This window comes from Granulicella aggregans (assembly GCF_014203275.1).
In the GTDB taxonomy this organism is placed as follows: Bacteria; Acidobacteriota; Terriglobia; order Terriglobales; family Acidobacteriaceae; genus Edaphobacter.
The window spans coordinates 47,650-60,264 of sequence record NZ_JACHIP010000010.1; the positions used below are offsets into that span (position 1 = coordinate 47,650).

13 protein-coding genes are annotated in these 12,615 nt (G+C 54.5%); 10 read left to right on the top strand and 3 right to left on the bottom strand.

Annotated elements, in window-relative coordinates:
- Positions 1–2 precede the first annotated feature (2 nt).
- Positions 3–530 carry a ferritin-like domain-containing protein gene (locus tag HDF16_RS23785; protein WP_348641412.1) on the bottom strand — a complete coding sequence of 176 codons (528 nt, stop codon included), beginning with the start codon at positions 528–530 and terminating at the stop codon, positions 3–5.
- 169 nt (positions 531–699) lie between these two features.
- Between HDF16_RS23785 and HDF16_RS23790 the strand changes: the two genes are divergently transcribed.
- From HDF16_RS23790 to HDF16_RS23825, 8 genes are all read left to right on the top strand, one after another.
- Entirely contained in the window at positions 700–918 is a 219-nt protein-coding gene (locus HDF16_RS23790; protein WP_184222331.1) for a hypothetical protein, read from the top strand.
- A 49-nt stretch (positions 919–967) separates the two neighbouring features.
- Positions 968–1,621: an SRPBCC family protein gene (locus tag HDF16_RS23795; protein WP_184222333.1), complete on the top strand. Its 654-nt coding sequence runs from the start codon at positions 968–970 to the stop codon at positions 1,619–1,621.
- Positions 1,622–1,821: 200 nt separating this feature from the next.
- Entirely contained in the window at positions 1,822–2,784 is a 963-nt protein-coding gene (locus tag HDF16_RS32040) for a zinc-binding dehydrogenase (RefSeq protein WP_432432274.1), read from the top strand.
- Between the two features lie 415 nt (positions 2,785–3,199).
- The gene (locus HDF16_RS23805; protein ID WP_184222335.1) at positions 3,200–3,643 is read left to right on the top strand and encodes a YetF domain-containing protein; all 444 of its coding nucleotides are present in this window, start codon (positions 3,200–3,202) and stop codon (positions 3,641–3,643) included.
- On the top strand, positions 3,640–4,173 hold the full coding sequence (locus HDF16_RS23810) for a hypothetical protein (RefSeq protein ID WP_184222337.1): 534 nt from the start codon (positions 3,640–3,642) through the stop codon (positions 4,171–4,173). The genes HDF16_RS23805 and HDF16_RS23810 overlap by 4 nt, the downstream gene beginning before the upstream one ends.
- 34 nt (positions 4,174–4,207) lie before the next feature.
- Positions 4,208–4,660, top strand: coding sequence for a DUF421 domain-containing protein (locus HDF16_RS23815; protein WP_184222339.1), 453 nt, complete (start codon positions 4,208–4,210; stop codon positions 4,658–4,660).
- Positions 4,657–6,096, top strand: coding sequence for an MFS transporter (locus HDF16_RS23820; protein WP_184222341.1), 1,440 nt, complete (start codon positions 4,657–4,659; stop codon positions 6,094–6,096). The genes HDF16_RS23815 and HDF16_RS23820 overlap by 4 nt, the downstream gene beginning before the upstream one ends.
- A gap of 316 nt (positions 6,097–6,412) precedes the next feature.
- Entirely contained in the window at positions 6,413–7,396 is a 984-nt protein-coding gene (locus tag HDF16_RS23825; protein ID WP_246409863.1) for a DUF72 domain-containing protein, read from the top strand.
- A 324-nt stretch (positions 7,397–7,720) separates the two neighbouring features.
- Here HDF16_RS23825 and HDF16_RS23830 read toward each other — a convergent pair whose 3' ends face one another.
- Entirely contained in the window at positions 7,721–8,290 is a 570-nt protein-coding gene (locus HDF16_RS23830; RefSeq protein ID WP_184222345.1) for a PIN domain-containing protein, read from the bottom strand.
- Positions 8,291–8,293: 3 nt separating this feature from the next.
- Positions 8,294–8,746 (bottom strand): helix-turn-helix domain-containing protein, encoded by a 453-nt coding sequence (locus HDF16_RS23835; protein ID WP_184222347.1) that lies wholly within the window; start codon positions 8,744–8,746, stop codon positions 8,294–8,296.
- Positions 8,747–9,195: 449 nt separating this feature from the next.
- Between HDF16_RS23835 and HDF16_RS23840 the strand changes: the two genes are divergently transcribed.
- Complete coding sequence (locus HDF16_RS23840) at positions 9,196–9,639, top strand: HNH endonuclease (protein WP_184222348.1); 444 nt, start codon at positions 9,196–9,198, stop codon at positions 9,637–9,639.
- 714 nt (positions 9,640–10,353) lie between these two features.
- Positions 10,354–12,480, top strand: a complete 2,127-nt coding sequence (locus tag HDF16_RS23845; RefSeq protein ID WP_184222350.1) for a PAS domain S-box protein — start codon at positions 10,354–10,356, stop codon at positions 12,478–12,480.
- The last annotated feature ends 135 nt before the right edge of the window (positions 12,481–12,615 follow it).

The window sequence follows — 12,615 nt, forward strand, 5'->3', positions numbered from 1 at the left end:
GCCTAAACGGTAGCCGCGACCGCGTTGGCCCGTTGGGAAATCTCTGAAAGGAGATGGTCCGCGTGCTTTTCCTCTGCCAGAGTCTTCTGCAGGGTCGCCGCGTGGTCGGAAAGACCAAGCTGGATAGCCCAGTCGCGGGCACTGCCGTAAGAGGCGATCTCATAGTGTTCGATTTTCTGAGCGGTGGCGATCAAACCAGCGTCGCGAACAGCACCCGGATCGCTTTCCTTCGTGATGTTCTCGCCGGAACCGACGATTGCGGTCAGGATGGGGTCTTTTTTGTCATCCACATCGCCCTCGTTCACATCCCCGATGAGGTCTTCGAGTCGTGAAACGTGAATTTCTGATTCCTGAAGATGAGACTTAAATGCTTGCTTGAGCTGCAGATCGTCAGCGTGCTCGATCATGTCGGGCAGGCCTTCAACGATCTGCTTTTCAGTCGACAGAAGGTAGCGGAGCTGGGCCGTGTATAGCTCGCGAAGGCTTTGAAAATCGTTCGGTGTAATGAGTCCCATTTGCTTTCTCCTCATTCAAGTTTTGGCAATCTTGTGCCTGCTCATGAGAAGTGACAAAACAGGGCTAGGTTGTATATGAAAAGTGCCAATGGCGTCGCGGACCGGTGAGCCGCCGGGGTCGAGGACACCTCAGGGAACGTCCGTTGCATCGAACTCCGAGGAATTCACAACATGGAGAATTGATATGGCCAATGTGTTCGTGGAAGCGCGTCCCAAAGGGCGTCCGGAGGGATCGGCTATCGAAGGGTACGTCGTTGAGGACCACGCCGACAATGTGCTCGGCTCTTTCAGTACGCAAGAGAAAGCTATTGCCTGGGCTAAAGGGAACAATCACTCCCCCGTCGTGGCTCGTGTCCGTCATCTAAACGACAAAAAGAAGCCTGATCACTGGCGATCGGCCTGAGGGCCCGCAGACCGTCCTTCCCAAATATCACTAAGGAGTAGAAAACATTATGTCGACTTCACCATTGACTGAAAAGCACTGCGCAGAAGACCTTCCACCATCCATAGGCGCGTCCGTGGTTGTGAATGGTCGTTACCTTCCTCCTCCTGAGGACGAAGATGGGAAACTTTGGGTGCGGACCTCAGCGCTCGTTCTGAAAGATGCGCAGACTCTCTACGAAATGTGGAGAAATGTAGAGGCTGCACCTCGATGGCAGGAGCACATCGTCAACGTTGTCGAGACCGGCGCGACAACTTCCCGTTGGTCGATGAAGACTTCGAATGAAGACGACGCGAAAGTGATCAGTTGGGAATCGGAAGTTCTTGCTGACGAACCCGGCGTCCGGATCGCCTGGCGCTCAATCGGTGGGGAATCCGACAATGCCGGTGAGGTCATCTTCGAAGAGGCACCCAACGGCGTCGGCACGGTCGTCACCGTCCTCCAGGAATTCCGGATGGGCAAACTCGCAAGCACCTGGGAAACCCTCGTCGGACGCCACCCGAAGCAGGCAGTAGTAGAGAACCTTCGCCACTTCAAGGCGCTGGCCGAAACTGGAGAAATTCCTCGGACCCAGCTCGATCCGCACGGCGATCGCGGTGTCATTGGCAATTTCAAGCGGTCAAGCTACGGTGAGACTGTCCCAACCCCAACGGGCGGCAACTAGCCGCAGGAGAGAACTATGAAAGCAGTTTGTTGGATGGGAAAGAGCAGCATGGAAACTCGCACAGTTCCCGACCCTGAACTGATCAATCCGCATGACGCGATCATCAAGGTGACCCGGACTGCGATTTGCGGTTCAGATCTCCACCTATATGACGGCTTTATCCCCACGATGGAGTCTGGCGACATTATGGGACTGAGTTCATGGGACTCGTGGAAGAGGTCGGCCCTGAGGTCACCAACCTCAAGCGCGGAGATCGTGTAGTCGTTCCGTTCACGATCGCTTGCGGGAACTGCATCTTCTGCAAAAAGAAATATTGGGCTGCGTGCGACAACACAAATCCCAATGCCCACTTGATGGAAAAGGCTTATGGCTACTCAGGCGCAGGGCTCTTCGGATATTCGCATATGATGGGTGGCTATTCCGGGGGCCAGGCGCAGTACGTGCGGGTCCCGTTCGCGAATGTTGGGCCTCTGAAGATCGAAAACGACCTTCCGGACGAGAAAGTCCTGTTCCTGTCCGACATTTTCCCAACCGGCTACATGGCGGCCGAAAATGCTCAGATCCAGCCTGGTGACACCGTAGCTGTCTGGGGATGCGGGCCTGTTGGGCAGTTCGCGATTGCGAGTGCGTTCATGCTCGGGGCGGCTCGCGTCATCGCGATTGATCGCTTTCAGGAGCGTCTCGATCTGGCGCGTTCCCTCGGAGCGATTACTGTCGACTACTCAGAGGAAGACGTGAGTGTTCTCACCGCGCTGAAGGATCTCACAGGCGGAGTTGGTCCCGATAGCTGCATCGACGCGGTTGGTCTTGAGGCGCATTCGAATGAGCTGCAGGGCATCTACGACGTGGTGAAGACGGCGCTCTTCATGGAGACCGATCGGCCCAGCGTGCTGCGGCAAGCGATCCAGGCGGTACGGAAAGGCGGAACACTGTCGATCCCTGGCGTTTATGGTGGTTTGTTAGACAAGGTACCGTTCGGAGCCGCGTTCGGGAAGGGCATCACGATGAAGATGGCCAGACCAACATGCACAACTACATGCAGCCGCTGTTGGAGCGCGTTGAGAAGGGTCAGATCGATCCCAGCTACATCATTTCTCACCACATCACCCTGGAACAAGCCCCGGAGATGTACAAAATCTGGCGTGACAAAAAAGAGAAAGTGACCAAAATCGTGATCGATCCTTGGGCCTAGCTGCTACAGTTCGGAGCTTCGAGATCGTCGTTGCTCATCCCGGCTTCGTCGAATAGCACTACATGTGCTGCTGAAAGGGGGCCCGCTGTGAAGCGGGCTCTTCTGTCTCTGAACAATGGAGGAAAGATGAGATCTGATTCTCGTTCTGGAATGATTTCAACTGCATCTACGATTCGGGCGTCTGTACTGCTGACCTTGCTCTCTTTCGGTGTGCTGTCGCTCACTGGGTGTGTCATAGCTGGGGTTTCAAGTGGCGGTGGATTCTTCATCTGGCCTGGCAGCATTGGGCTTTTGCTGCTCATTTTGATAGCCGCGTTCGTTCTGCGTCGCAGATAGAGTGCTGCTCCATATTCAAATGAGTCGAACGGAAGTTGAGAGGTTTACAAGTGGAAGCTTCTGTCCGCGCAATTTTGTTCTATGTATTCCTGGTATTTGTCGTCCGCATCGTCGGCCGCCGTCCCGGAAAGCAAATTACTCCGTTCGAATTTGTCTTGGTCTTCTTTATGGGGGGACTCGCGCTAACTGCGATGGTAGGTGATGACGCTTCCCTTACCAATGCTTTTATCCAAATTCTGACCGTTGCCCTGGCGCACTTCTGCATCGCAATGGCAAGGACCAAGTCGAGATGGCTTGCCCGCCTGCTCGATGGAACACCGCTGATCCTCCTTGAGAACGGACAGTGGCGGTCTGAGACCCTCAGCAAGATGCGAATCCAGGATGATGATGTCATGGCGCAGGCGCGGGACCAGGGGATCGCCACGTTAGACAAAATTGAGATCGCAATCCTTGAACGAAACGGCCAGATCAGCATTATCGAAGGAACCAAGTGAGCGATGTCGCTTTCAGCAAACCGGTAGAGGATTCGGTCCCGAAGATTAACGATGAAGTGGCGGTCGGGGAAGATCTCGGCTTCCAGCGTAAGTGGTGGAAGTTCGAAACGTTTATGTGGTGGGTGATCGCCCTGGTGCTTGTACTGAACTTCGCGGGCTTCTTAGGACGTGGGCCAGTTGCCCATGCGACTCTCAGCAACGACGCCATGCTTGTCAAGTATGAGCGGGTGGAGCGAACTGGTACACCTTCGATATTAGAGGTTCAGTTCCAACCAAATACTCTTGGCAAGCAACAGGTGAAGCTACATGTGAGCCAAAGCGTCGTCAAGGAGCTTGGGGCGCAAAGGGTCATCCCATCGCCGTTGGATACAGCGGTCGGACGCGGTGGACTGACCTATACTTTCTCCGCAGAAGAGGCCCCTGGCTCAGTGCAATTCGCACTGCAGCCTTCGAGACCTGGCATCTACCACTTCACTCTTGAGGTGCCGGGGTCTCCGCCGCTCTCAGCGCGAGTTGTAGTGATGCCGTAGTCGGCCTCCAGAATGAGGCAGTGTTAGGAGCAATATGTTCACAATCCTCTATGCAGTCGCGGGATACTTTTTCTTGATGCTGATGGTCAGACTGCTCACACGGCGGCCTGGTGCCCAAATGACCATGTTTGAATTTGTAATTGTTTTCCTCGTTGGCGGAGTCATCATTCTGGCTGTCACGGGTGGCGACCGGTCGATCACTAATTGTGGAATGGCCATTCTGACTGTGGGGCTCCTCCACAACATGGTGGCCTGGATAAAAGCACGCTCTCCTCGCTTTGGAGCAATCGTCGACGGAACTCCACTTGTTTTATTGAAGGATGGTGCGTGGGTCGATGAGGTGATGCGAGGCATGAAGATGGCACCCGAAGACATCATGGCGGCCGCCAGGATGAATGGCCTCAATTCGATCTTCGACATCAAATACGCCATCCTCGAGCGTAACGGGACGATCAGCATCATCAAAGCGAAGAAGGAAACGGCATGAGTGCGTCGAAACAAGAGCGAGAGATCGAAACTCATATCCCCGAGCGCATGGACCGGCTCCCCTGGTCGAGGTGGCATGTCCGCATCATCACAGCCCTTGGGACTTCATGGCTTCTGGACGGACTTGAAGTGACCTTCGTCGGTTCTTTGTCCGGAGTTTTGGAGAGCAAACACGGGTTATCGCTGACCGATCCACAAGTGACGGCGGCGGCAACAATCTATTTAGCTGGAGCAGTTTGCGGTGCGCTCTTCTTCGGCCATTTGACAGACCGACTGGGACGGAAAAAGCTCTTCCTCGTTACGTTGGCTACCTATTCCGTCGCGACAATATGCACGGCTCTATCGATGAACTTCTTCTTCTTTGCCTTTTGCCGCTTCTTTACGGGCCTGGGAATTGGCGGTGAGTACGCCGCCATTAACTCCGCCGTCGACGAGCTGATCCCGGGAAAGGTCCGTGGAACCGTCGATCTCTTCGTAAATGCAACGTTTTGGATCGGGGCTACGGTCGGATCGATTGCTGCTTTTATACTGCTGGGCGGTCATGGCCTTCCCTTGGACAAAAGCTGGCGCTACGCCTTTGGAATCGGAGGCGCACTGGGGCTGGGCGTGCTGCTGCTCCGGTTGAAGGTCCCGGGGAGTCCGCGCTGGCTGATGTTGCGAGGGAAGGAGGAGGATGCGAATCGCGTCGTTGATGCGATTGAGCTGGAGGTTAAAAGAACTGGAAAGCAAATCACCGCGCCAACTGACAAGAAGCTGGAGCTCACCACTAGGGACCACACGCCGTTCAGCGACATATTCAAGAACATGGTGGGAGAGAATCGGACCCGTTCGCTTCTCGGCTTGGCGCTCATGGTGGGCCAGTCGTTTTTCTTCAATGCGGTCTTTTTTACATATGCTCTGATCGGCAAGAAGTTCTATCACATCAGCGATCAAAGCCTGCCGCTTCAACTCCTTCCGTTCGCCATTGCCAGCTTTCTGGGGCCCCTGATCCTGGGCAGGCTCTTCGACACAATTGGCCGAAAGCCGATGATCACTGCCACATATGGAATTGCCGGTCTGATGCTTGCTGGCGTCTGCTATCCCTTCGCACACGGGACAATTGGCCTTCGGGGACTTGGCATCTGTTTCGCAATGATCTTCTTCGTCGCATCGTCGGCAGCCAGCGCAGCCTATCTCACTATCAGCGAGATCTTCCCGCTTGAGATGAGAGCCTTCGCCATCGCTGTCTTCTATGCCATCGGAACTCTCATTGGGGGTGTTGGCGCTCCTCTGCTGTTTGGAGAACTCATCTCAACAGGATCAAAGGTCCACGTTGCCGAAGGGTGGGCGCTGGGTGCCGCGTTGATGCTGTTCGCAGCGGCCATGGAAGGCTGGGTCGGAGTCGAAGCTGCTGGCCAATCACTTGAATCAGTGTCGAAACCCCTACAGAGTCGGTGAGCTGGAGGAATGAGATTGAGCTGTGGCAGGACTGGATCGGATTCAACCAGCATCTCGCCTCGGAATTCCGCATTGCTGGCGGCGTGTGGATGATCATTAGTGTTTAGTCCGCGATCGCCGTGTTTTATGGGTTTGGGACGCTATTCACTGGTGTCCTCAAGCCCGCAATCTCTGGAGCCTTGCTGAATCGCGGCGATCGACTGCCTATTTCACCCAGTGTGTCTCTGATGGTCGTTGCTGGCCCGGCACAAACCATATGGAGCGTTTCAGCGGAGCAGAATCCCTCGAAGATCTCGCCTGAGCCGACTAGTCTCGGATGCCGTCTCGTTACGAGATGGACCCGCCGGGGCGTAAGCGCGGATATAGCATCTCAACCGATATGAGCGAAGCACCTCAGCGGGGTCGAATTCACATTGGCATTTCCGGATGGCGATATGCCGCTTGGCGGGGGAAGTTCTATCCAGAGGGCCTGGCCCAAAGGCGTGAGTTGGAGTTCGCCGCGAAGACCTTCTCATCGGTGGAAATCAACGGGACCTTCTACTCGCTGCAGCGGCCAAGCTCATTTGAGCAGTGGTCGAGCGAGACACCGGAGGGCTTTGTCTTTGCGGTGAAGGGTGGACGGTTCATCACCCATATGAAAAAGCTGACAGGAGTGGAGACTGCGCTAGCCAACTTCTTCGCGTCCGGCGTGCTGGCCCTGGGACCCAAGATAGGCCCATTTCTTTGGCAACTCCCGCCGATGATGAAATTCAACCAAGGGCCCTATGAAACGGCGCGCTATGAGAGCTTCTTTACGCAGCTGCCACGGACTGTCCGTTCGGCGGCGAGGCTGGCGAGGCAGTGCGACGAACGTATGTTGAGCAGGGCCTACATGAAGCCGGTATTGAAGAAGGGTGACAATCCTCCAATGCGGCATGCGATTGAAGTTCGACATGAGTCGTTTGTCCAGCCGGCCTTTGTCGACCTGCTACGGAAGCATGACGTCGGGCTGGTCGTTGCCGACACTGTAGAGTGGCCGCTGTTGATGGACGTCACCTCGGATTTTGTTTACGTACGACTTCATGGGTCCGAGCAACTGTACTTTAGCGGGTATGAGCCAGATGCTATTGAAGTTTGGGCGAGGCGTGTGGTCGCTTTTGCTACTGGAGAAGCCGCCGAAGGACGCTACGCCGGGACGGCGGTTGCGGATGGGATGCCACGCGATGTCTATGTTTACTTCGATAACGATGCGAAGGTCAGAGCGCCAGTGGACGCGCAGGCGTTGCAGCGTAGGGTGAATGAATTGCTCCAGTTGCCCTGACAACCGCCCGAGGCGGAGGGGAATCACTTCGTGACGCAACTGGTTTTCCGAGTCACCAAAGCTCCGTACGGCTGTAACGTACGTTACAAGCTAATAATCGCATTTCACCCAACCGTGTTCGTGGCAACTGAACACGCGATTGGTGCGTTCAATGCAATAGGTCGATACCGTTCATACGGTTAACCGCGAGGCTTCTATCAGCGTTCTGAGGGGAGTGACGGCGATCCTTCTTCTTGGTCCCGCCCTGAACGCCAGCTATTAGGCGCTTCTGCCGACGCCACGCCGTTATCGAACTGATAGCTAATAGTCTCGAATCATCGATCATCATGCATGGTTATAGAGGCGACTCAACGTCGTCACAGTTTCGACGAGACCTTGGCGTCGCAGAGAGTCTAGATACTCCTCTACTGTCTTTTTAGGGTTCCTGAGGCTGTGCCGATGCTCTTCGGCAGCCTGTAATACTTCGGCGGGATACAAATTGATCAGATGATTAATGAAGTCCTCAGGCGTTTGAGCTTCAATGTCATATATCTGCAATTCAGCGGCCGGAAAGTCTTTTAAGTTGTTTGTGATGATGACAGTCGCCTTGCCTCGAATGGCGGCCGCGAGAACGTGCCGGTCATTGTGGTCAGGAAGACTCAGACCGGGAATCAAATTCTGATATCCCGTGACAAGAGCGTCGGGCGCATGTCTCTCCATCAGTTCCCTTGTACGTTCGAGTTTTTCTCGGGTGAGATCCGATCGATTGAGAAGAAGATTTGAGATCCATTCGTCTTGCACCTCCGCTGACCATCTGGCGCGGTACACACCCGATACAGCTAGGTACATCAAAAAGCTTCGCAGCTCGGCGGGATACAAAACATTTGCATCGAGAAAGACAATGAATGGAGGCATGAATCAGAGACCGAGTTCCTGGTCATACGCCACGAGTTCTGCCAAGGCGGCCCTGCGATCGGCTTCAAGCTGGCGTTTGTACCCCATTAGCTTCTCTGTGCGGATGCGCCGATGTGTTCCGACTTTCCGAAAGGGAATCTTTCCTTCTTCCAACATCTGAATCAAAGTAGGCCGGGAGACATTCAGAAGATCAGCGGCTTCCTGGGTTGTCAGCTCGGCATGAACAGGGACTATTTTGACAGCGTTACCGCGACTCATCTCGTCCAAAATTTGGACGAGGAGCCTAGCAGCGGATGCAGGAATCCTTACTGTGGCTTCAGAAGCGAAATTTACTGCCTTCAGATCAAATGTCGATAGGGTCCCAAGTCGCGGCGCAAAAATATCCTTAGTCGCCCCGGCTACGAGGGCCTCCGCTTCAGTGGGAATCTCTGGCGTTAAGACAGCTATTGGAGACATGGCTCACCTCTCATGTGTCATGCTAGCATCCGAAGCATTCGAAAGCAAACGAAACAAACGCAACTATGCGGACGAGTGAATAGGTCACTTCGTGAAGGAGGCGCTGACGTTACCGGCGAAGACGCGCTCCGATGGCAATCCTGATGCTGAGCGTCATGGGGTGCGGTCGCTCAGTTTGAACGTGACCTGATCCGTGAGCGTCAGAGAGAGTGAATTGAGCTTGCAAAGCGGGCCGGTGCGTACAAAGGCAGCAAGCGTTAGTTCTCGCCGGAGCGGCGGAACTGAGCCGCCGTTTGGCCAAAGGCGAGAAGAAGGCAAGTCTAGCCCGCGAGTTCGGTGTCAATCGAGCAACGGTCTATCATTATTTATGCTGGCCGCCGCTGAAGCAGCTACCCTTGCAAAGAAGTCGAGATCGGCACAGCGAGGTCGGTCTTACTCGGGAGCGTCCTATGAAGGGTCCGTTTCAACGCTCGTTGTATTGTCCCTGCGGGAATGAGAAGATCCTCGCCCTAGGCCTCTGCTCGACTTGCTACACGCTGAAGCGTCAAGATGAGGAGTATTTCGGTGGCCATCGCGAAGAAGTCTTGGCCCGTGATGGCTACAGATGCCGTATCCCCAACTGCGCGACGGTAAAGCGGGGAAAGCGATCGGTGGCAGTCCATCACCGTAGGCCTGGCAACAGCGATCCGAAGCTGATGATTACGCTCTGCCTCCCTTGTCACGCTAAAGTGAGCCGCACACAATTTCTTGAGACCAAATGGCCGGAGTTGCTCTGTATCCTTTGGCGCGAGCAACACCCGGAAGCGCACGAGCAGATCACCCTCGACTTCAAAGTGCTAACTCCCGCAGCCGCAGCCATTCCCTTGTTTGAGATCAAGGTTTCGCAGAAGTGAAGTCCCGCTATTGGCCTTGGCGATCGCAAAGAGGATCTTAGAGGACGCATATGCATAGATTGAGCGATGGCTATCCTGAAGAGCATGCTTGTTCTTGCGGCCACATTTGGTTGGTGATCTATTGCATCCCAACCGGGCGATCCGAAAATCTCGTCTGCAGCTGCGGCATCATCTTTGGAAATAGCAGCAATGGATCGATGACGGCAGTCCTCCTCAGCGCTAAAGAGCGATTTGCGGCACTCCGGAAACTTCGCTATCTGGTTGGAGTCGGGCTTTTGCAAGCTGCCAATGCTCTCAAGATCAAACTCCCTCAAAACTCCTGGTTACATCCGCGGCGGATTGTTGCATACCGCCATACCAATACGCCGGTCCGAACCTATGCTCGGATCACGAAACACTCGAAGACCCAAAACCATCCTCAATAAAACGGTGACATGGTTCGAAGCCGGCGGTCGGACCAGGAGCAAGTACGAATCGATGCCCCGATCCCGGAATGATCGATATCCGACGGCAACTGATGATTTGAAATCGGGGCCTTTCGATTTAAAACTCTATCGGCTTTCTAAGTTTGAGCCTCCCGCAAGATTCTCCGGGCGATTGGAATGTCAGATGCGCCCGCATCAGAAGCCGGCTGCGCCCTTGACGCCCGCGTGGTCTACCCAACTGATTCGACGACAGATAAACTACGCTATCAGTACACTTCGAAAGGCTTCCATGACCGAGTCAGCATTCCGCCGGTACCTGCTGCGCCTAGCCCTCGTTCCAATCGTCTCGCTGTTGGTTTTTGTTGCCATTCTTGGTGTCCAACTACGGGAGATCTCCAGGGTGCGGACTGCGCTAACGGAGGCTACAACGATTCTTTTGCAAAGTGATGACGTCGAAAAGAGCATGATCGACGAGGAGACCGGCATTCGCGGCTATCTCGCGGCCAATAATTCCTTGTTTTTGCAACCATATAATCAGGCTGCCGCCCGTTTGCAAAGTGAGTTCTCTACGCTTCAAGGTTTAGCGTCTTCGGATTCCACATTCGGCGCAAAGGTCACGCGCCTCGCGGCCGGGTACAAGCAATTCCAAGACGCCAACCAACTGCTCCTCAAAGCCTCTATTTCAAACGGATCAAATATCGATTTGATGACGCAGCAAAAGCAAGCAATGGACGTGTTGCGAGCCGGACTGGCCTCGATCGCCGATGATCAGACGCACATTAGACAAGCCAATAGGGAGCGTTTGGCGCGCATCTTTGGGAGACTGCCTGTAATCGTGATCGGGTTCGGATCTCTTATTGGCGTGCTTCTGCTGTGGTATGGTAACGCCCTCTACAGGCAGATATCGTCGGCTTTCCGACGGCAATTGCAAGAGACTGCGCTCCAGCGTGATTCTCTCGAAACCACACTGCAGAGCATCGGGGACGCCGTCATCGTCTGTGATTCGGCTGGGAAGGTGACATTGATGAATCCGACCGCCGTGAAGGCAACAGGCTGGCTCTTAGGGCAGGCGAAGGGTGAACCGCTCGATAGGATATTCCGGATTATCAACGAACATACGCGAGAAGCTGTAGAGAGCCCAGTGGCCAAGGTCTTTCGAGAAGGCAAAGTAGTCGGCCTTGCAAATCACACGCTTTTGGTTAGACGGGATGGGACCGAAATCCCCATTGATGACAGTGGTGCGCCCATACGCGATGGAAGTGGTGAGATTGCCGGAGTTGTCCTGGTTTTCAGAGATATCACCGAGCGTAAGCAGGCTGAAGAGGAGCTCCGCCAAAGCAATGAGAGCAGGCTCCGGTTGGCGGCAATCATCGACTCGGCGGACGATGCCATTATCAGCAAGGATTTGAACGGAATGGTCACCAGCTGGAACGAAGGAGCGAGCAAATTATTTGGATACTCCGCCGATGAGATGATCGGTCAACCGATCTTGCGTGTCATTCCCGAAGAACTTCAATATGAGGAGACTGAAATCCTCACGACTATAAGGTCGGGCAAGCAGATCAATCACTTCGAAACTAGACGGGAAAAAAAGAGCGGGGAAGCATTCGAGGTCTCGGTGACGATCTCCCCCATCAGAGACGAGTCGGGCACAGTCATAGGAGCTTCGAAAATTGCCCGCGAAATTACCGATCGAAAGCGAGTCGAGCGTCTGCTGGTTCAGTCTGAAAAGCTTGCGGCGACAGGCCGGATGGCGGCGACGATGGCTCATGAGATTAATAATCCCCTTGAGTCGCTGATGAACCTTATCTTTCTCGCTCGTCACGATAGCGCACCAGGCGGAAATGTGCACGACTACCTAGTTACGGCTGAAGGCGAACTGGAGCGCCTAACGCTCCTCGCTCGCCAGACCTTGGGGTTCTACCGAGATACCGGTTTGCCGACTGAGGTGAGCCTGAATCAACTCCTGGAAAGCGTTATTTCCGTGTACAGTCCAAAATTGCTTGCGGCGGGCGTCACGATCGAAAAGCACTTTGATGACCAGCGGAAGGTGCTCATTCGCAGAGGCGAATTCCTTCAGGTCTTCTCAAACCGCATCACAAATGCCGCAGATGCCATGCGTCAGGGAGGGGCGCTTAGCATATCGACTCATGAGACGGTGGGTCCTTTGGGAGATGGAATCGAGACAATAATTCAAGACAGCGGCGCAGGAATTCAGCCCGAACACCTAACGCAGATCTTCGAGCCCTTCTTCACCACGAAGGGGGAACTGGGCACAGGTATAGGCCTTTGGGTGGCCAAACAACTCGTTGAATCTCGTGGCGGGACCATCTCGATCGCGAGCAGCACCGAACATGGGAATAGGGGAACTACGGTGACGGTTGCCATCCCATTTGCACCTCCTACACGCGAGTAAAAATCCCCAAACGAGAAAGCCGCAATCTCGTCGTCCGTCCTCCATTGCGTCTAGCTGCTCTATATCATCGCTTACCCTCCCAATGGAGGCAGAAGCGGAACTGCTCGGGTGAAGGCCAAAACTCTACGAATTGCG

Coding starts and splice junctions, on each gene's coding strand:
- HDF16_RS23785 (WP_348641412.1), bottom strand. CDS start 530: ATGAGGAGAAAGCAAATGGGACTCATTACACCGAACGATTTTCAAAGC.
- HDF16_RS23790 (WP_184222331.1), top strand. CDS start 700: ATGGCCAATGTGTTCGTGGAAGCGCGTCCCAAAGGGCGTCCGGAGGGA.
- HDF16_RS23795 (WP_184222333.1), top strand. CDS start 968: ATGTCGACTTCACCATTGACTGAAAAGCACTGCGCAGAAGACCTTCCA.
- HDF16_RS32040 (WP_432432274.1), top strand. CDS start 1,822: ATGGGACTCGTGGAAGAGGTCGGCCCTGAGGTCACCAACCTCAAGCGC.
- HDF16_RS23815 (WP_184222339.1), top strand. CDS start 4,208: ATGTTCACAATCCTCTATGCAGTCGCGGGATACTTTTTCTTGATGCTG.
- HDF16_RS23820 (WP_184222341.1), top strand. CDS start 4,657: ATGAGTGCGTCGAAACAAGAGCGAGAGATCGAAACTCATATCCCCGAG.
- HDF16_RS23825 (WP_246409863.1), top strand. CDS start 6,413: ATGCCGTCTCGTTACGAGATGGACCCGCCGGGGCGTAAGCGCGGATAT.
- HDF16_RS23830 (WP_184222345.1), bottom strand. CDS start 8,290: ATGCCTCCATTCATTGTCTTTCTCGATGCAAATGTTTTGTATCCCGCC.
- HDF16_RS23835 (WP_184222347.1), bottom strand. CDS start 8,746: ATGTCTCCAATAGCTGTCTTAACGCCAGAGATTCCCACTGAAGCGGAG.
- HDF16_RS23840 (WP_184222348.1), top strand. CDS start 9,196: ATGAAGGGTCCGTTTCAACGCTCGTTGTATTGTCCCTGCGGGAATGAG.
- HDF16_RS23845 (WP_184222350.1), top strand. CDS start 10,354: ATGACCGAGTCAGCATTCCGCCGGTACCTGCTGCGCCTAGCCCTCGTT.